This is a genomic window from Rudaea sp. 3F27F6 (assembly GCF_005503555.1).
In the GTDB taxonomy this organism is placed as follows: Bacteria; Pseudomonadota; Gammaproteobacteria; order Xanthomonadales; family Rhodanobacteraceae; genus Rudaea.
The window spans coordinates 198,519-216,511 of record NZ_SCNG01000001.1; the positions used below are offsets into that span (position 1 = coordinate 198,519).

A 17,993-nucleotide genomic window follows, 5' to 3' on the forward strand; every position below is an offset into this window, starting at 1 on the left:
CGCCGCACTGATGGCCATCTACGCGATCGGCGACGTTCAGGGCTGCTACGACGAGCTTGCTCAACTGCTGGAAAAAATCCGCTTCGATTCTTCGCGGGACACGCTCTGGTTCTGCGGCGACCTGGTCAACCGCGGCGGCCAATCGCTTGCCGTGCTGCGCCAGGTGCAGTCGTTCGGCAAGAGCGCGGTGGTCGTGCTCGGCAACCACGATCTCTCCCTGCTCGCAATCGCCGAGCGCGACGAAGCCGCACAGGCGAAAGTGAACCCGGAACTGCGCGAAGTGCTGTTCGCGCCCGACCGCGACGTGCTGCTCGGCTGGCTGCGCACGCGCCCGCTGCTGCATGTCGATCACGCGCTGAACTTCGCCCTCGTTCACGCCGGCTTCGCGCCGGGCTGGACGCTCGACCGCGCCGAACGCGCCGCGCGCGAAGTCGAAGGCCGCCTCGCCGGCGACGGCGCCAAGCGTCTGCTGCTCGGCATGTTCGGCAACAAACCCGACCAGTGGACGCCGCGGCTGCGCGGCATCGACCGTTTGCGCGCGACGATCAACGTGATGACGCGCCTGCGTTTCTGCGACGTGCGCGGGCGCATCGCCTACGGCGAAAAAGGCGGCCCCGGCACGCAGAAGCCGGGACTGTATCCCTGGTTCGAAGTGCCCGGCCGCGTGCGCCACGATATACGCATCGTCTGTGGCCATTGGTCCACCCTGGGCCGCTTCATGGGCATGGGCATCTATGCGATCGACGGCGGCTGCGTCTGGGGCGGCGAACTGATCGCGCTGCGCCTCGACGGCGAGGAGCCGCAGTTCATCTCGATCAAGTCGAAACGCGCCAAACCGGCCAAGGGCGAAGACTAGCCCAACGCCTCATCCGCCGCAGCCGAGGAAAAATGACCCGGCCGGCCTTCGAATCGTGATTCCTTCTTTGCAAGACGCCGTTACCCGGCGCCGGCATGTGCCCACGTGTCCCCGCAAGCAAGGAATCCACGATGAAACTGAAATATCAGGCAATGATGTTGACCGCGGCCGTGTGCATGACCGGCAGCGCGATGGCGATCGATCTCGGCGGCGCGCTCGGCGCCGGCGTCGGCGCGGCCAAGGGCCTGTCGCTCAGTGACGACGACATCCGCAAGACCTCGGACGAGGCCTGCGTGGCTTACGACAAGCAGAACAAGATCGCCGCGCCCGGCAGCAAATACGCCGCGCGCCTGGCCAAGCTCACCCAGGGACTGAACAACGAAGACGGCATCAATCTCAACTTCAAGGCCTACCTGGTCAGCGACGTCAACGCGTTCGCCATGGCCAACGGCTGCGTGCGCGTGTTCGCCGGCCTTATGGACAAGATGAGCGACGACGAGATCCGCGCCGTGATCGGCCACGAGATCGGCCACGCCAAGCTCGGCCACACCAAGGCCAAGATGAAGACTGCGATCCTCACGCGCGCCGCGCGCCAGGGTGCGGCGGCTACGGGCGGCAAGGCCGGCACCGTCGCCGCCTCCGAACTCGGCGGCGTCGCCGAGTCCTTCGTCAATGCGCAGTTCTCGCAGAAAGAGGAAAGCGAGGCCGACGTCTACGGCTATCACTTCATGGTCAAACACAAGTACGACCCGAACGCGATGGTGTCGATGCTCGGCAAGCTGCAGGGCAAAGGCGGTCTGATGTCGAGCCATCCGTCCTCGCCCGATCGCGTCGCCAAGATTCAGGCCTTGATCAAGAAGGGCTAAGGACGGCTCCGGCTGTGCAAACGCGGCGATCCAGGGACGGATCGCCGCGTTTCTTCAGATCAGTCCACGCCAGCGAGTGCGGCTGTTCAAAAGCAGTCGCCTTAGGAGCGAACTTTTTCAGCCGCTCCGCAATGAGCTCATCATCAAGGGCGTGCTTGGTCTGCCCCGGTACGAACGCCCGTATGGCGAAAACGCCGAGGCCGTGGATCGCGGAAGCACCGACTTCAACGGAGTTCGTCATTTCGCCCTTGTCGCCTGGTCGGCGAGTTGCCGGATGTAGGGGTCGGTGAATTTCGATCCGCGCAGTATCTTCGCGTTCTCCGCGATCATTGCACGCGTTGCGGCGCCGTCGCCGCTACCGGTCTGTTTTCGGCATAGGCCGACGAACAGGGCCGCGGTCGCGGTCTTCACGCGATTGGGCGGTGCATCTTTGAGTTTCCCGTACTGCTCCCAGGCGGTTTCCAAGGCCGATCGCGAATCGGCGCAGCGACCCTGCAGGTAGTCGATCTGGGCCACGGCATAGTGCGCGAGCATGCGCAGGCGCGCGTCGGCCTCTTTTCCGAGTCGTTCGGTTTCGTCACGCACCGCCTCGGCGTTGCGCCGCGCGTCGTCGAGCTGGCCGAGGTTGCGCTGATCGAGCGCCAACGCCAGTTTCCCGGCCAGCGACGCCGTGCTGCTCGCGCCGGTCTGCTTCTGCAGCAGAGTCAGTGCTTCGGCGCGGTACTTGGTCGCCTGTTCTGCATCGCCGCGCATGCGCGCCGTGTAAGCCAGATTCGACAGCAGGCCGCCGATGTCGTCATTGCCGGTGGCGCGATATTTATCGAGCACTTTGCGCGACAGCGCTTCGGCGTCGGCAAAGTCACCGACGTTCAAATACGCATTGGACAGGTTGAAACTCATCGACAAGGTTTTCGGACTGTCGGCACCGTACAGCCGCGTCGACATCTCGACCGCCTCGCGCATGAAGACGAGACCGCCCTCGCCGTCGCGCTCTTCGTTGCGGATGCCGGCGAGGCCGTTGAGGCTGCGCCGCGACAACTCGTTGTCGCTGCCGAGCTGCTGCCGTGCGTCGGCATCAACGCCGCGCAGCAGGGTCTCCGCCTCGCCGAGCTCGCGCTGGCTGGTCAGCGTCTCTGCGAGCTGGACGCGCGCATACAAGGTGCGCGGATGCTTGTCGCCGAACGCGTCGCGATAGGCGGCAACCGCCTGGCGCAACATCGCCGCCGACTCGTCGAGGCGGTCGAACGCGCGCAGCACGTCGGCGAGTTCAATCTGGATATCGACGATCGGCGGACTGCCCGGCGCAGACAGGCGCTTGCGGATGTCGAGCGCCTCGCGCAGCAGGCCGATCGCCGCCGGGTAATCGCTCTGCATGGTCTTGGCCGCGGCCAGTGCTTTGAGAACTGTCGCGCGCTCTTCGTCGCCGTCGCGCCCCATTTCCTTGGCCTGCGCCAACGCCTGCTCGAAGCTGCCGATGGCGAGATTCAGATCGCCGCGCTTCGACTGCATTTCGCCGTACTCGTACAAGGCCGCGATGAGCAGGCGCGCGCTCTGCGGAGACTCGCCACGCAAGCGCGCGAGTGTGCGCTCGAGCAACACCTGCGCCTCGTCGTAGGGTCCGCGGTTGCTGTTGACCGCGGCGGCGAAATCGACCGCAAGGCGCAAGGCCAGCGGCGATGTCTCGCCGGCCGTCGCCACCGCGGCGGCATGCGCCTCTCGCAGCAGGGCGACCGACTGCGCATAGCGGCCGAGACCGGCATAGGTCTGGCCGAGCACGTCGAACAACTGCGCCTGCAATTCGGGGCGCTCGCGCAGATCGTCGCGCGCTTCGCGCACGGCGCCGTCGATCAGTTCCGCCGCGCTCGGCGTCTTGCCGTAGGTGAGTTCTGGGTTCGCCGACTTGAACACACCGACGAGAAAATCACGCACCGCGTTCGCCGTCGCCACTTCCGCGCCCGCGCGCCGTGCTTCGGCCTCGGCGCGATCGCGCTGCAACCTTGCTTCGCGCGCCTGCCAGAGCGTGCCGGCCATGCCGGCGATCAGCGACAACGCGACCGTCGTGGCGATTGCGAGCGCAAGACGATGCCGACGCAAGTAGCGAAGTGCGTGATCGAGCGTATTCGGCGCACGCGCGGCGAGCGGCCGGCTGGCGAGCGCGGCGTCGAGGTCGGCGAGCAAGGCCTCGACCGTGCCGTAGCGTGCGGCCGGCGCCTTCGCCAATGCCTTGAGCGCGATCGCATCGAGGTCGGCGAGCAGGCGCTTCGGCGCGCCCGTGATCGGCGCTGCGATCGCACTCGGCCGCACGGGCTGTTCGTCGCGCACTTTGGCGATCATCGCCGCGAGCGCGAGCCCGCGCAGTGCGAGCGGCGGTTTGCCGCAGAGCAGAAAATACAACAGGCCGCCGAGTGCGTAGACGTCCGAACGCATGCCCGCGCTGTTGTCGGCAATCAATTCCGGCGCGGCGAATTCGGGGGTCAGCGCGATCTGGGTCGCGTGCGCCGCGTCGCCTTCGTCGGCGAGCGCGCGCGCGATGCCGAAATCGAGCAGATGCGCATGCGCGTTCGCATCGACGAGGATATTCGCCGGCTTGATGTCGCTGTGGATGACGAGGCGTTCGTGCGCGTAGGCGACCGCCTCGGCGACCTCGCGGAACAGGCGCAGGCGCTGTGCCAGCGCAGGCCGGTCGCGTTCGATCCAGGCGTCGAGCGCGACGCCGTCGATGTACTCGGTGACGAGGAACGGATGGCCATCCGCCGTCGCGCCCGCGTCGAGCAGGCGCACGATGCCCGGATGCTGCAGCGCGGCCAGCACGCGGCGCTCGGATTCGAGACTGCGCTTCAATTGCGGCCGGTCGTCGCGGATGAACTTGATCGCGACGCGCTTCTCGAACAGGCCGTCGGCGCGCTCGCCGAGCCAGACCTCACCCATGCCGCCGCGCCCGATCAGGCGCAGTGCACGCCAGTTGCCGACCGCCGCGCCGTCGCGGCCGATCGGCACGGGCGTCGGCGCGGCGAGATAACCCTCGGAGCGCTCGATGCCGGCGAGCCACTCGCGCAGCGACGCCGCATCGCCGGCCGATGCACGTGCGACCTGTTCGATGAAACCGGCCTGCTCGCTCTCCGGAAGCTCGAGCAATTCGTCGAGCAAGTCCTCGCGGCGCTGCCAGTCTTCGCGCGTCGGCTCCTGCATCCGGCTTCAACCCGCCGCGTCGGGATGCAGCTTGTTGTACAGCCAGCCGCGCGCCTTGCGCCAGTCGCGTCGCACGGTGCTGCGGTCGAGGTCGAGCACTTCGCCGGTCTCTTCTTCGGACAGGCCGGCGAAATAGCGCAGTTGCACGACCTGGGCGAGACGCGGACGAATCTGTTCGAGACGGTCGAGTGCGTCGTTGAGTTCGAGCAGGCGGTTCGCTTCGGCGAGGTCGCCGCCGATCTCGTCGAACGCACCGAGCGTCTCGTGCTGCGCGCCGGCGCCGCGCTTCTGCGTGACGCGGTCGCGCGCGTGGTTGATGACGATGTGGCGCATCGCGCGCGCGGCGAGCGCGAGAAAATGTTTGCGGTCGATCTGCTCGAACAGCTCGGGCGAGGACGCGAACTTGAGATAAGCCTCGTTGACCAGGGCCGTGGTCGACAAGGTCTCGCCCGGCGTGGCGCGCCGCCGCTGGCGGTGCGCGATCTGGCGCAACTCGTTCTGCATGCCGGTCATCAGCGCTGCCAGATCGGCATGCTGGGCCGTGATGGCGCTTTCGATGCGAAAGCGGATTTCGTCCTCGGACAGACTCTTCATATCGAAACCGATTGCGGAACCCCGAACGCGAATCGGGCCGAACGGCCACAGCCTCCCTTGCTTCTGCGCCGATTGTTCGGCCTGACGGTGTAAATTCGCGTTAAGAACGCCGGCTCGAACTGTGCACGGCGACTTGCACGGTCAGGGATTTCTCGCGTAGTCGACGAAGGCGAACGCAAATTCGTGGCGTGCATCCGCGAGGTGCGCCTCGCGGAACGTCTCGTGCCATTGCGTCGGATCGAAACGCGGGAAATGCGCATCGGCATCGTGCGCCTCGGTGTCGATCCAGGTCAGATGCAGCGTGGATGCGAGCGGCAGCGCGAGCGCATAGACCTTGCCGCCTCCGATCACCATCAATTCGTCACCGCCGGCGATCGCCAGCGCCTCGTCGATCGAAGCGACGACGCGCTGCCCGGCGAACGGCGCCTGGCTGCCGCGCGTCAGCACGAGATTCGGCCGCCCCGGCAGCGCACGCCCGATTGCGAGCGCGGTCTTGCGCCCCATCAGCACGGGCTTGCCGAGCGTCAACGCCTTGAAGCGCTTGAGATCGTCGGGCAGATGCCACGGCATCGCGCCGTCGCGGCCGATGGCGTAGTGGCGGTCGAGTGCGGCGATCAGGGCCAGATTCATCCGAGCATTGTCGTCGTTCACGGCGCGCAAGTCAGCCGGTTGTGTCCGTTTCATTTATCGATTACGATCGTAATCGATTGTTCGTCCAACCACGGAGAGCACGATGATCGCCGCAAGCATTACGCTGTTTCACGCCGCGCTGAGCGCCGCCAATCCTGCGGGACAAGTCTTACCCGCATCGTTCGAAGCCGACCGCGTCTACGTCGTACCGCAGACTCAGGACGGTGCCAAACTGAAGTTCTTCACTGACAGCGGCGGCGCAACCATATTGCTCGAAAGCCTGGTTTCGCGCCTGAAACTTCCCGCGCACGCTCTGCCCAAGGAATACGGCGACGACGCAAAAGCAGCCAAGCTGCCCGCATTCAAACCGGGGCTCGGCATTCCTGTGCCTCTGGATTTGGACGGCCAGATACCCATCGCGCCGAATTCCGATACGCATTTCGACATCGGCGACGGCATGCTCGGCGAGGCTTGGCTCGGAGGCCGCATTTGGACTTGGGATTACCCGAAGCACGCGCTTACGCTCGAAGCGTCCGCGTGGAAACCGCCGCAACGGGCAAGCCGCGTCGCGCTCGGCTTTCCCGTCGACGAGAAAGGCGCGCGCGCCGCCAATTTTCCACGCATCACGATTCGCATCGACGGCAAGCCTATCGATCTGCTGCTCGACACCGGCGCGACCACGGTACTGACCACGCAGGCGCTGACTTCGATCGGCGACGGACAGCCGGCGACGCGCGCCGCGAGCTTCATCGCCGACAGTCAGTTCCAGGCATGGCATAAAGCGCATCCGGAGTGGCGCGTGATCGAAAACGCACAGGACGGCACGAAAACTCCCGTCTCCCTCATCGAGGTGCCGGAAGTCGAAATCGCGGGCACGCGCGTCGGACCGGTATGGTTCAACTGGCGCTCGGACCGCGCTTTTCACGACTACATGTCGAAGATGATGGACAAGCAAGTCGAAGGCGCGATCGGCGGCAATGCGCTGCGCCATTTCGTCATGACGATCGACTATCCGCGAGCGGCAGCCTATTTCCTCTGCGCGGCGGAATGCGCGCCTAGACCGCGATCGGCGCCTTGATCGGCGCATGCGATTTGTAGTCGACGATTTCGATATCTTCGTAGCGGAAATCGTCGATCGACTTGATCGCGGGATTGAGTTTCAGCTTCGGCAACGGCAACGGCGCGCGCGTCAATTGCTCGCGCGCCTGATCGAGATGGTTCTTATACAGATGCGCATCGCCGAGCGTATGCACGAAGTCGCCGGGCTGCAGCCCGCAGACCTGCGCGACCATATGCGTGAGCAGCGCATAGCTCGCGATGTTGAACGGCACGCCGAGAAAGATGTCGCCCGAACGCTGGTAAAGCTGGCACGACAGCCTGCCCTTGGCGACGTGGAACTGGAATAGCGCATGACACGGCTGCAGGGCCATCTTCGGCAGGTCGGCGACATTCCACGCGCTGACCACGAGGCGGCGCGAATCGGGATTGCGCTTGATCTGCTCGATCAGTTGAGCGACCTGATCGATGGCCTTTCCGTTTTCTCCGGTCCAGGCACGCCACTGCTTGCCGTAGACCGGACCCAGGTCGCCGTTCGCATCGGCCCATTCGTCCCAGATGCCGACGCCATGCTCTTTGAGATAAGCGATGTTCGTGTCGCCGCGCAAAAACCAGAGCAGTTCGCGCACGATCGATTTCGTATGCAGCTTCTTCGTCGTCACGAGCGGAAAACCCTCGGCCAGATCGAAGCGCATCTGCCAACCAAACACCGACAGTGTGCCGGTGCCGGTGCGGTCGGCTTTCTCGTCACCGCGTTCGAGCACGTGGCGCAGCAGGTCGAGGTACTGACGCATCAGGCGGATTCCTTGGCTGCCGCCGGCACATTGGCGGCGGCCGGATCGGGCTGCAAGGTCGGCGCGCGGCGCGACATGATCAACAGGATCAGACCGACGAGGATCAGCGGCAGCGACTGGATCTGCCCCATCGTCAGCCAGCCGAAGGCGAGATAGCCAAGCTGCGCATCGGGCATGCGCACGAACTCGACGGCGAAGCGGAACACCCCGTACATCAGCGCGAACAGGCCGGACACAGCATAGCGCGGGCGCGGCTTCATCGAATAGAGATACAGTACGGCGAACATCACCACGCCTTCGAGCGCGAATTCGTAGAGCTGCGAAGGATGCCGCGCCTGGTCGTTGAGCTGGCCGGCGAGATACATCTGCTGCAGCTCGGCATGCGTCTTGTTGAGATTCTCGAGCGCGCTCGGGAAGATCACGCCCCACGGCTCGGTGGTCAGCTTGCCCCACAGTTCGCCGTTGATGAAGTTGCCGAGGCGGCCGAGACCGAGACCGATCGGCACGAGCGGCGCGACGAAATCGATCGTGTCGAAAAAGTGGATACGGTTGCGCCGCGACCAGAGCCAGCCGGCGAACAGCACGCCGAGGAAACCGCCATGGAACGACATGCCGCCGTCCCAGACGCGGAAAATCTGCAGGGGATCCTCGACGATCCAACTCGGCGAGACGTAGGTCAGCATGTACCAGATGCGCCCGCCGAGGATGACGCCGAGCATCACGTAGAACGCGAGATCGGAGAACGCCTCGTAGCCGACCGGCAGCCTGCCCTGCGCGCGGCGGCGATTGCCGACGAACCACGCACCGGCGAAGCCGAGCAGATACATGATGCCGTACCAATGGACGGCGACGGGGCCGAGCGAGAACGCGATCGGATCGATATTGTGGAAATACGGCATGCGCGGCGACAGCGGATAAGCGGTCTGTATTGTCGCAGAAAGCGCCGTGACGATGGGTACGGGCGATCCGCGGGGGCGGCATGGCATAATCGGCGCTGTTTCCGGGGAGAACTTATCCATGATCAGACACGTTTGCCTAGCTGCGATGGTTGCCGTCGCGGCCGTTTCGCCTGCGGCCTTCGCCGATGACGCCAAGCCGACCGCCCAGTCCAAAGTCACCGTGATTCCGGAGGCCGACTTCGCCAAGCACCCGCCACTCGGCGCACCGGTACTGTCGCCTGACGGCCAGCACATCGCGGTGACGGTGAAAACCGAGGAAAAGGACGGCGACAACAAGTACCAGCTCGCGATCCTGCACCTGCCCGACCTCAAGTACGTCAGCCGTCTGGAGATGGTCGCGACCTTCCTGCCGATCGACGTGACTTGGGTCGACAATAAGCGCCTGGTCATGGGTACCGGCAAGGAAACCGCGTTCGCAGAACAACCGGCCGCAACCGGCGACATCATCGCGGTCGATTACGACGGCAAGAACAAGCGCATGCTCTACAGCGACCGTTCGCGCGGATCGAGCGCCGCGGCGATGAACATCCTCAAGATGCCGATCGGCTTCGGTTCGATCAGCGGCGCGCCGGACAAGGCCAACAGCCATTTCTACCTGACCGTCAACCCAGCCCCCGAGCGAGGCGGCAGCGATGCGCAGGCGAACAAGACCTTGATCTTCGACGTCGACGCGGTCAGCGGCAACGTCAAGGAAATCGGTTCGATCGGCTACGACGGCTACGACTTCCTCGTGCATGACGGCGTCGCGCGCTATGCCTGGGGCCAGGACAACAACCTCAAGGACCATGTCTACTATCGCGCCGGCGCCGACAAGGAATGGACCGAGCTGCCCGCCAATGTGGTCGGCAAGCAGTTCCAGCCCTATGCAATGTCGCCGGACGGCAGCAAGCTCTACTCGATCGGCAACCCCGACGGCGGCCCAGGCCAGTTCGTCATCAGCAACCTAGACGGCAGCGAGCGCAAAGTGCTTGCGTCGAATCCGCGCGTCAGCGTGGGTCGCGTGTTCTGGTCGCCGGCACCGCACGTGCCCTACGCCGTCGCGTTCGAAGATGGCCGCACGTCGATCACCTGGCTCGACGAAAGCAAGTACGCGAAGGCGCTCAAGGCGCTCAACACGAAGTTTGCCGATCATTACGTCGGCTTCTCCGATATCTCCGAAGACGGCTCGGTCGCTCTCGTCCGCGCGATGAGCGACCGCGACCCGGGCACCTATGCGATGTTCGACTTGAGCACGAACAGCATCCGCCCGCTCTATCAGAGCAAGCCGTGGTTCGACCCGTCGCAACTCGGCGAACGCCGTCCGTTCTGGTTCAAGGCGTCGAGCGGCAACGAGCTTGGCGGCTACGTGACTCTGCCTCCGGGACGTGGCGAGAAGAACCTGCCGACCGTGATGATCGCGCACGGCGGACCGATGGGTCCGAACGATCCCTGGTCGCTGTCGGGCTCGTGGGAAAACACGGAAGCGCAGTTCCTCGCTTCGCGCGGCTACGCCGTCGTCCAGGTCAACTACCGCGGCTCGGGCGGCCGCGGCGCGAACTTCTTCGACGCCGGCTACCGCCAGATGGGCACCGGCATGATGCAGGACATGCTCGACGGTCTGAACTGGGCGATCGACAAAGGCTATGTCGACAAGAGCCGCATCTGCGTCTACGGCGCGAGCTACGGCGGCTACACCGCGTTCTTCCAGCCCGTGTATGCGCCGCAGGGCACGTTCAAGTGCTCGGTCGCGATCGCCGGCGTTTCCGACATCCGCATCCAGGCCAACCGCAGCGACACGCGCCGCTCGCGCGGCGGCCGCAACTTCCTGCGCGAAGCCTGGGGCATGGGCGACGAAGCCTATATCAAGGCGAACTCCGCGATCGACCACGTCGACAAGTTCAACGTGCCGGTGCTCATCGTCCACGGCGAAGACGACAAACGCGTGCCCGTGCAGAACGCAAGCGAAATGCGCGACGCGCTGCAGAAGGCCGGCAAGCCGGTCGAGTACATGACCAAGCCGAAGGAAGGTCACGGCTTCTTCAAAGAAGAGAACAACACCGAGCGCTACAAGGTGACCGAAGCGTTCCTGCTCAAGTACCTCGGCCCGGGCGCGCCGAAGCAACAGTAAGGCTCACGCCATCACGCGACACATCCGACGCCCGGCCTTTGTGCCGGGCGTCGTCGTTTGCGGTGCCGCGTCTCGCTCAGCCGCCATCAGATTCGTTGCGCCCGTGGAAGTCGATCGCATCTTGCGAGCAGACCGCAAGGCAAAGGCCGCAGGCACGGCAGCGTTCGGGCGCGACCACGACGGCCTGAAGGCCGCCGCTCAGCGACAGCAGGAAGCGCGTGCTCTCCGGCAAATCGTCATGAGAGGCCGCATCCACGGGTTGCAGGGCGAGCACATCGTATGGACATACACTCACGCAACCGGCGTCGCCCAGGCAGCGTTCGCTGTCGACCAGTGGCCAGACCATGCCGGCATCGTCGCAATCAAAGGCGCGATTCATAAGGGCAACACCTCGCACGATGCATTCGAATCGATTCCGCTGATTTTCATACGCGTCCGCCCTAGAAACGATGGCTTGCAAACAGACCAAATACGTTCTGCGTCTTGTCCTGCGTGATCGGGCTGCCTCCCGCATCGCCCCGCAGGCGCGAACTGGAGATGAACGCTCCGGCGCCCCAATGCGCATCGAAGCGATAACGCGCATTGACGCCGAAGCCGACGCTGCTCACACCACTCCCGGCGTGATACTGCGCAAGGCCGGAACGCGCCGACTGCTGTGCGTCGATGCCGAAGAACGTCTGCATGTATTCGCCGTTCGCCCACGTCACCTCGGGACCGGCACTCAGCACGAGCCGGCGCGACAGCGGCCAGTTGGCATCGAGTCCGAACTTGACGATGGTGCCCTGGCGGTTGTCGCCGACGTCGCGCGACAACGAGAGATCCGCACTGAGCCATCCCAGCGTATAGCGCGCAAACGCACCGGCGCGCGTGGTGCCGTCGATGTCGCCGAGGCCGCGCAGGCGCCGGTCATCGGACTCCTTGCGCGCCTTGAACGCCCCGACCGATACCGTCGCACCGATGCGCAAGTGCTCATCCTCGTACACATACACACCGAGCCCGCCTCCGGGACCGCCGCCGCCGGCACCGTTGCCGCCACCAAGAAAGAAGCGGCCATAGCGGATGCTGACTACCGGCAATGCACGCGTCTTCTGTTCGTCGCTGCCGGGATACTTCGGCAGGCTCGCGGCGCCGGCGCCGATCGTGATGTCCCAACTATCCTTCGGCTTTCCGCTCGCGCCTTCGTCGGCATTTTCGTCGGCCGACGCAGACACGGCTTGATTCGGGGAAATGGCAAAGAGCAGAGGCAGGAGAGCTAATATCCGGCAATTCGAAAGCTGGCTGCGCATGGGAATTCCGCTTCGGGTGAGCGGAGGGATTCTGCGCAGCGAGTTTTAAAAACTCTTTAATCGCGCCGGACCACAATGCCTTCGCAGCGAACTTGTCGAGGCAGCTACCAAACTATGCAGATACTTCTGGTCGAAGACGATGCGATGCTCGCCGACGCGGTGAGCGCGGGCCTGCGTCAGGATAACTGGGAAGTCGACTGGGTCACCGATGCGGTGGGCGCACGCCTGGCCACGCTCGATCGGCAATATGCGGCGATCCTGCTCGATCTCGGCCTGCCCGGCAGCTCCGGCCTGGCCGTGCTCGCACATCTGCGCGAACGCTACGATGCTACGCCGGTACTGATTATCACCGCGCGCGACAAACTCAGCGACCGCATCAATGGACTCGACGCCGGCGCCGACGATTACCTGGTCAAACCGTTCCAGCTCGACGAACTCGGTGCGCGCCTGCGCGCGCTGGTCCGACGCAGCCAGGGCCGCGTTTCACCGATGCTGTGCTATCGCGACATCATCGTCGACCCGGGCCGCCGCCACGTCAGCAAGAACGGCGCGGCCGTCGCGCTCAGCATGCAGGAATACCGCACCTTGCTGGTACTGATGGAACGCCGCGGCCGCGTGGTCACGCGCAACGAACTCGAGGACGCGGTGTACGGCAGTTCCGGCACGATCGAAAGCAATACGATCGCCGTCTATATTCACCACCTTCGTGCGAAGCTCGGCGAGGACACGATCACCACCGTGCACGGCTTCGGCTATCGTTTCGGCGAGGCGCACTGACAAATATGACCGTACGGCCGAATCTCGACGCCGCGGCGTCGGCAAGCACGATAACGCCCCGCGCGCGCGTGCGGCGGATCAAGTCGTTGCGTATGCGCCTGTTGCTCGCGCTGTCGCTGACGATCGTCTTCTTCTGGGTCATTCTGCTCGTCGGCTGGCAGATCATCGCCACGCGCGACAAAACCGTGTGGGATGAATCGCTGCAGCAAATCGCCCTATTGACCTTGGCTTCCCTCCCGGCCGATGTCGAAGGGGTTTTCGCCCATCCCGGACAACTCGCCCAGGCGCCGCGGGTCATGCCGAACGCGGAGGCCGAGAAGGACATCAGTTTCCAGATCTGGCTCAACGGCCAGGCCATTGTGCGCTCGCCGGATGCACCGACCACTCCGCTCAAGCCCGACTTCGTCGACGGCTTCGCCAACGAGAACATCGGCGGCGACGTCTGGCGTACCTACAGCATCGGCGATGCGAGCAGGAAGGTTTTCGTACAGATCGGCAAGTCGCCCAAGCAGCGCGCCAGCCAGATGTTCTACGGCTTGCGTAAGGCCGGGTTCGTCAGTCTCCTGCTGCTCATACTTCCGGGCATCGCGATCTGGTGGGTCACGCGCTGGTCGTTTGCTCCGATCGACACGCTGCGCGAGCTGATCGGCCGGCGCAAACCGCTCGACCTCACCCCGCTGCCGGACGCCGAACTGCCGACCGAAGTGCAGCCTCTGGTCGAATCGTTCAATGCGCAGCTCAAGCAACTCGACGCCGCCGTGCAGAACGAGCGCCGCTTCATCGCCGACGCCGCGCACGAGCTGCGCACGCCGCTCGCGGTGCTCGCCGCGCACGCGCAGGTCGCGCTGCGCGCGGGCAGCGTCGAGGAGAAGAACGAAGCGCTACTGCGCTTGTCCGCCGGCGTCGAGCGCAGCGCGCGCCTGTCCGAACAACTGCTCGATCTCGCTCGTGTCGATGCGGCAAAGAGCGCGCTCGAACATACCCAGATCGACCTCTCCGAAATCGTCGTGCTGATCGTGCGCGACTTTGAGCCTGGCGCGCGCCAGCGGCGCCAGTCGATCGTGCTGGAAACCGACGCCGCGATCGTCAACGGCGACGTCGATGAACTCGGCATTCTGCTGCGCAATGTGCTCGACAATGCGCTGCGTTATAGCGGCGACGGCGGCCACGTCGCGGTGACGTGCAAGCACGCAATGCGCAACGGCGCGATCGGCGTGAATCTTTCGGTCGCCGACGACGGCCCCGGCGTACCGAGCGGCGAGTATGCGCGCATCTTTGATCGGTTCTACCGTGTCATGGGCAACGGCGCGCGCGGCAGCGGCATCGGCCTCTCCCTGGTCGCGCGCATCGCCGCTTCGCATGGGGCGACGATCGAAATCGGACCCGGACTCCGCGGGCGCGGCTTCGGTATCCGCATCTGGTTTCCGTAGACTTTCGCGATCGCCGGCGTCGAGAAGTTCTCGGTCCCGCGCACCGAGGCAGTACGACTTACGCCATCACGCGACACATCCGACGCCCGGCCTCTGTGCCGGGCGTTTTTTGCCTGCGCGATTGCGCGCAACATGATCAGAAATGGTAGGTCGAAAACGCGCCGAAGACGTTCTGCGCCTTGTCCTGCGTGATCGGGCTGTCCTTCGCATCGCCCTGCAGGCGCGACGCGGAAACGAAGGCGCCGATTCCCCAATGATCGTTGAGACGATAGTGGGCGCTGGCGCTGAGCCCGACGCTGCTGACGCCGCCGCCCGCGCGATACTGCGGCCGACCAGAGCGCAACGCTTGCTCCGCGTCGATGCCGAAGAACGTCTGCATGTATTCGCTGTTCGACCAGGTTACGCTCGGACCGGCATTCAAGGTCAGACGGTCGATCGGCTGCCAGCGCGCAGTCACACCGAGCGTGGCGACGGTGCCCTGACGATTGCCGCCAACGTCCGTGCTCACCGACGCGCTCGCGGTGAGCCAGTCGAGCGTGTAGCTGGCGAAGCCGCCGACGCGGGTGGTCGCGTCGATATTGCCCAAGCCGCGCAGACGCGGATCATCGCTCTCCTTGCGCTCTTTGAATCCGCCGCCCGGCGAAACGGCCGCGCCGATGCGCCAGTGTGCATCCTGATAAAGATAGGCACCGATGCCGCCGATGCCCGCGGTGGATTCGCCACCGAAAAAATATCTTCCGTAGCTGATGTTGACGTAGGGAAGCGCGCGCGTTCTTTGCTGATCGCTTCCTGGATATTTCGGCATGCTCGCCGCGCCGGCACCGATGGTGATGTCCCAACCCTTGTTGGATTGATCGCTGTTCTCATCGGCCTGCGCAGAGGCCGCGAAGATGAGAGATGCCGCTGCGGACGCGGCAAGTACGCTACGGAATATCGGTTTACGGTGCTGCATATTTTCCTTTTGCGAAGAATCGCTGGCGTTGGTGGAAGGCGCATGGATTCTGCGTAGGAGGTTTACAAAAACATATAGCTGCGATCGGCAAAATTAGGCGACGTACAGGCGTTACTCAGCTTGCAATCAGCCTTCGTTCACCCTGAACAACGAAGTGCGGAAAGCGCGCTAAATTCCCGTTTGCCGAACATTGCAGCAAACTGTCTTCGAGCAAAGCTGAATCGCTGCGATGAACAAAAACGAAAATCCACCTGTGCGTTTCGCGCGCAAAAAACTTGCATCGGCGATCAAATGCAAATGCGTCGGATTGAAGTCACGTTCGTCGAAATAATCGGTACGGGACCACGCAAGGCAGATGAACAGTGCGCTTGTCGCCGATCGGCGCTACTCTCGACGACGCCAAATCGATTGCGCCGACCATGCCGAACCGCCTAGCCACCGAAACCAGTCCTTATCTGCGCCAGCACGCCGACAATCCGGTCGATTGGCGGCCGTGGGATGCCGAGGCCCTCGCCGAAGCGCGCGCACAGGACAAGCCGATCCTGCTCTCGATCGGCTACAGCGCCTGCCATTGGTGTCACGTCATGGCGCACGAAAGCTTCGAAGACGCGGCGACTGCGCGGCTGATGAACGAAATGTTTATTTGTATAAAGGTGGATCGTGAGGAACGGCCCGATATCGACAAGATTTACCAGCTCGCCCATCAGGCGCTGACGCGTCGCGGCGGCGGCTGGCCGCTGACCGTATTCCTCGCGCCGGACGACCTCGCTCCGTTCTATGCAGGCACGTATTTCCCCAAGGAAGCGCGCTACGGCATGCCGCCGTTCGCCTATGTGCTCGAACAAGTTCGCGGCTTCTGGGACACGCGACGCAGCGAAGTGCGCGCACAGAACGCCGCGTTGCGCGAATTCCTCGACGAACACGGCACCGGCGCCGCGCATGCCGGCGCGCTCGATGACGCGCCGATTCGCGCCGCGCTCACGCAGATCGCGCAGTTGTTCGATCCCGAATACGGCGGCCATGCCGGCGCACCGAAGTTTCCGCATTGCCCTGAGTTGGAGCTGCTGCTCGATCTCAGCGCCACATCTCTTTTCCTTCTCCGCCAAGGAGAAGGAAAAAACAATGTGGAGCTAACCCTTACGCGTATGGCCAAAGGCGGCATCCACGACCAGATCGGCGGCGGCTTCTGCCGCTACAGCGTCGACGAGCGCTGGGAGATTCCGCATTTCGAGAAGATGCTCTACGACAACGCGCAACTGCTGCCGCTGTACGCAGAGGCAGCGCGAAGCAATGCGACCGATCAGCACAAACCGGCCGCGGCCGTCGTCGGAAAACTCGTGGACTGGCTGACGCGCGAAATGACTGCGCCGCACGGCGGTTTCTACGCCGCACTCGACGCCGATTCCGAAGGCGAGGAAGGCAAGTTCTACGTCTGGCAACGCGACGAAGTACATGCCGCGCTGAGCGAGGAAGAATTCAAAGTCGTCGAGCCGTATTACGGCTTCAACCGCCCGCCGAACTTCGAGCATGCAGCGTGGAATCCGATCGTCGCGCAACCACTCGATGCGATTGCGCAGACCATCGGAGTTTCGCAGCCGCACGCAGAAAACCTCCTCGCTCAAGCGAACGCAAAGCTGTTTGCCGCGCGCTCGCAGCGAGTTCGCCCGGGGCTCGACGACAAGATCCTGACTTCGTGGAACGCGCTGATGATCGCCGGTCTCGCGCGCGCGGCGCGCGTGACGCAGACGCCTTCCTTCGCCGCGCTCACCGCACGCGCCGTCGAATCGCTGCGCGGTAACGCCTGGCGCGATGGCCGTCTTTACGCCAGCTTCGACGGCCGCGCGGCCCGATTTCCGGCCTATCTCGACGACCATGCTTTCCTGATCGATGCCCTGATCGAATTGCTGCAGACGGATTGGCGCCGTGATCATCTCGACTGGGCGATCGAACTGGCCGACGCCCTGCTCGAACGTTTCGAAGATCGCGAACACGGCGGTTTCTACTTCACCGCGCACGATCACGAAACGCTGATCCAGCGGCCCAAGCCGTTTGCCGACGAAGCGCTGCCTTCGGGCAACGGCGTCGCGGCGAGGTCGCTGCTGCGCCTCGGTCATCTCCTCGGCGAAACCCGCTATCTCGATGCGGCCGAGCGCACGCTGCGCGCCGGTTTCACGGCGATGACGCAGATGCCCGCGGCCTGCGCGACGCTGCAGCGCGCGCTCAACGATTTTCTGCGCCCGCGCACGCTCGTCGTCGTCCGTTTCGATTTGCCTGCCGAAGAGGAAGCCTGGCGTACCGCGCTGCACGGCTGCGGCGATCTGCGTCGGATCGACGCTTATTTCATTGCGAACCGTGCGGCCGAACTACCCGGCACACTCGCTGCGCAAAAATACATCGCGGGCGGCGTGGCCTATGTTTGCCGCGGACCGCAATGCGATCCGCCGCTGACCGCGCCATCGCGGCTCGCCGATGCTCTGCGGGCGACCTAATGCGCGGA

General features: G+C 64.4%; 16 protein-coding genes. 7 read left to right on the plus strand and 9 right to left on the minus strand.

Annotated features, from left to right (window positions below; translation table 11 throughout):
• The first annotated feature begins 10 nt into the window (after window positions 1–10).
• Both FFS30_RS00885 and FFS30_RS00890 read left to right on the plus strand, forming a co-directional pair.
• Complete coding sequence (locus FFS30_RS00885) at window positions 11–856, plus strand: symmetrical bis(5'-nucleosyl)-tetraphosphatase (RefSeq protein WP_137911227.1); 846 nt, start codon at window positions 11–13, stop codon at window positions 854–856.
• A gap of 131 nt (window positions 857–987) precedes the next feature.
• Window positions 988–1,722 (plus strand): M48 family metalloprotease, encoded by a 735-nt coding sequence (locus FFS30_RS00890; protein ID WP_137911228.1) that lies wholly within the window; start codon window positions 988–990, stop codon window positions 1,720–1,722.
• On the opposite strand, the gene FFS30_RS00895 is transcribed toward FFS30_RS00890, so the two are convergent.
• The 4 genes from FFS30_RS00895 to FFS30_RS00910 all read right to left on the minus strand — a co-directional run bounded on the left by FFS30_RS00895 (window position 1,709) and on the right by FFS30_RS00910 (window position 6,135).
• Window positions 1,709–1,963, minus strand: coding sequence for a hypothetical protein (locus FFS30_RS00895; RefSeq protein ID WP_137911229.1), 255 nt, complete (start codon window positions 1,961–1,963; stop codon window positions 1,709–1,711). The genes FFS30_RS00890 and FFS30_RS00895 overlap by 14 nt on opposite strands.
• A complete protein-coding gene (locus FFS30_RS00900) occupies window positions 1,960–4,911 on the minus strand; it encodes a tetratricopeptide repeat protein (protein WP_137911230.1) in 2,952 nt (983 codons plus the stop codon). The genes FFS30_RS00895 and FFS30_RS00900 overlap by 4 nt, the downstream gene beginning before the upstream one ends.
• Window positions 4,912–4,917: 6 nt before the next feature.
• Window positions 4,918–5,505, minus strand: a complete 588-nt coding sequence (locus tag FFS30_RS00905) for an ECF-type sigma factor (protein WP_137911231.1) — start codon at window positions 5,503–5,505, stop codon at window positions 4,918–4,920.
• Between the two features lie 141 nt (window positions 5,506–5,646).
• Window positions 5,647–6,135, minus strand: coding sequence for a dihydrofolate reductase (locus FFS30_RS00910; protein WP_137911232.1), 489 nt, complete (start codon window positions 6,133–6,135; stop codon window positions 5,647–5,649).
• Between the two features lie 103 nt (window positions 6,136–6,238).
• On the opposite strand from FFS30_RS00910, the gene FFS30_RS00915 reads away from it, so the two are divergent.
• The gene (locus tag FFS30_RS00915; protein ID WP_137911233.1) at window positions 6,239–7,213 is read left to right on the plus strand and encodes a hypothetical protein; all 975 of its coding nucleotides are present in this window, start codon (window positions 6,239–6,241) and stop codon (window positions 7,211–7,213) included.
• Here FFS30_RS00915 and FFS30_RS00920 read toward each other — a convergent pair.
• Window positions 7,191–7,985, minus strand: coding sequence for a thymidylate synthase (locus FFS30_RS00920; protein WP_137911234.1), 795 nt, complete (start codon window positions 7,983–7,985; stop codon window positions 7,191–7,193). The genes FFS30_RS00915 and FFS30_RS00920 overlap by 23 nt on opposite strands.
• Complete coding sequence (gene lgt, locus FFS30_RS00925; protein ID WP_137912535.1) at window positions 7,985–8,884, minus strand: prolipoprotein diacylglyceryl transferase; 900 nt, start codon at window positions 8,882–8,884, stop codon at window positions 7,985–7,987. The genes FFS30_RS00920 and lgt overlap by 1 nt, the downstream gene beginning before the upstream one ends.
• 118 nt (window positions 8,885–9,002) lie before the next feature.
• Here lgt and FFS30_RS00930 point away from each other — a divergent pair, with 118 nt between their 5' ends.
• Window positions 9,003–11,051 (plus strand): S9 family peptidase, encoded by a 2,049-nt coding sequence (locus FFS30_RS00930; protein WP_137911235.1) that lies wholly within the window; start codon window positions 9,003–9,005, stop codon window positions 11,049–11,051.
• Between the two features lie 76 nt (window positions 11,052–11,127).
• Here the strand turns inward: FFS30_RS00930 and FFS30_RS00935 are convergent, their stop codons facing one another.
• Together FFS30_RS00935 and FFS30_RS00940 are read right to left on the minus strand one after the other, a co-directional pair.
• Entirely contained in the window at window positions 11,128–11,430 is a 303-nt protein-coding gene (locus FFS30_RS00935; RefSeq protein WP_171014347.1) for a 4Fe-4S dicluster domain-containing protein, read from the minus strand.
• Window positions 11,431–11,491: 61 nt separating this feature from the next.
• Window positions 11,492–12,262 carry a MipA/OmpV family protein gene (locus tag FFS30_RS00940; protein ID WP_171014348.1) on the minus strand — a complete coding sequence of 257 codons (771 nt, stop codon included), beginning with the start codon at window positions 12,260–12,262 and terminating at the stop codon, window positions 11,492–11,494.
• A 189-nt stretch (window positions 12,263–12,451) separates the two neighbouring features.
• On the opposite strand from FFS30_RS00940, the gene FFS30_RS00945 reads away from it, so the two are divergent.
• Together FFS30_RS00945 and FFS30_RS00950 are read left to right on the plus strand one after the other, a co-directional pair.
• A complete protein-coding gene (locus FFS30_RS00945; RefSeq protein WP_137911238.1) occupies window positions 12,452–13,114 on the plus strand; it encodes a response regulator transcription factor in 663 nt (220 codons plus the stop codon).
• A 5-nt stretch (window positions 13,115–13,119) separates the two neighbouring features.
• Window positions 13,120–14,544, plus strand: a complete 1,425-nt coding sequence (locus tag FFS30_RS00950) for an ATP-binding protein (RefSeq protein ID WP_137911239.1) — start codon at window positions 13,120–13,122, stop codon at window positions 14,542–14,544.
• A gap of 136 nt (window positions 14,545–14,680) precedes the next feature.
• Here the strand turns inward: FFS30_RS00950 and FFS30_RS00955 are convergent, their stop codons facing one another.
• Window positions 14,681–15,496: a MipA/OmpV family protein gene (locus tag FFS30_RS00955; protein ID WP_137911240.1), complete on the minus strand. Its 816-nt coding sequence runs from the start codon at window positions 15,494–15,496 to the stop codon at window positions 14,681–14,683.
• A gap of 362 nt (window positions 15,497–15,858) precedes the next feature.
• Between FFS30_RS00955 and FFS30_RS00960 the strand changes: the two genes are divergently transcribed.
• Entirely contained in the window at window positions 15,859–17,985 is a 2,127-nt protein-coding gene (locus tag FFS30_RS00960; protein ID WP_212742381.1) for a thioredoxin domain-containing protein, read from the plus strand.
• The last annotated feature ends 8 nt before the right edge of the window (window positions 17,986–17,993 follow it).

Bases quoted from the DNA above. Each gene is read 5' to 3' on its own strand.
- FFS30_RS00945 (WP_137911238.1), top strand. From the start codon at position 12,452: ATGCAGATACTTCTGGTCGAAGACGATGCGATGCTCGCCGACGCGGTG.
- FFS30_RS00935 (WP_171014347.1), bottom strand. From the start codon at position 11,430: ATGAATCGCGCCTTTGATTGCGACGATGCCGGCATGGTCTGGCCACTG.
- FFS30_RS00930 (WP_137911235.1), top strand. From the start codon at position 9,003: ATGATCAGACACGTTTGCCTAGCTGCGATGGTTGCCGTCGCGGCCGTT.
- lgt (WP_137912535.1), bottom strand. From the start codon at position 8,884: ATGCCGTATTTCCACAATATCGATCCGATCGCGTTCTCGCTCGGCCCC.
- FFS30_RS00890 (WP_137911228.1), top strand. From the start codon at position 988: ATGAAACTGAAATATCAGGCAATGATGTTGACCGCGGCCGTGTGCATG.
- FFS30_RS00900 (WP_137911230.1), bottom strand. From the start codon at position 4,911: ATGCAGGAGCCGACGCGCGAAGACTGGCAGCGCCGCGAGGACTTGCTC.
- FFS30_RS00915 (WP_137911233.1), top strand. From the start codon at position 6,239: ATGATCGCCGCAAGCATTACGCTGTTTCACGCCGCGCTGAGCGCCGCC.
- FFS30_RS00905 (WP_137911231.1), bottom strand. From the start codon at position 5,505: ATGAAGAGTCTGTCCGAGGACGAAATCCGCTTTCGCATCGAAAGCGCC.
- FFS30_RS00920 (WP_137911234.1), bottom strand. From the start codon at position 7,985: ATGCGTCAGTACCTCGACCTGCTGCGCCACGTGCTCGAACGCGGTGAC.
- FFS30_RS00885 (WP_137911227.1), top strand. From the start codon at position 11: ATGGCCATCTACGCGATCGGCGACGTTCAGGGCTGCTACGACGAGCTT.
- FFS30_RS00910 (WP_137911232.1), bottom strand. From the start codon at position 6,135: ATGAATCTGGCCCTGATCGCCGCACTCGACCGCCACTACGCCATCGGC.
- FFS30_RS00895 (WP_137911229.1), bottom strand. From the start codon at position 1,963: ATGACGAACTCCGTTGAAGTCGGTGCTTCCGCGATCCACGGCCTCGGC.
- FFS30_RS00955 (WP_137911240.1), bottom strand. From the start codon at position 15,496: ATGCAGCACCGTAAACCGATATTCCGTAGCGTACTTGCCGCGTCCGCA.
- FFS30_RS00950 (WP_137911239.1), top strand. From the start codon at position 13,120: ATGACCGTACGGCCGAATCTCGACGCCGCGGCGTCGGCAAGCACGATA.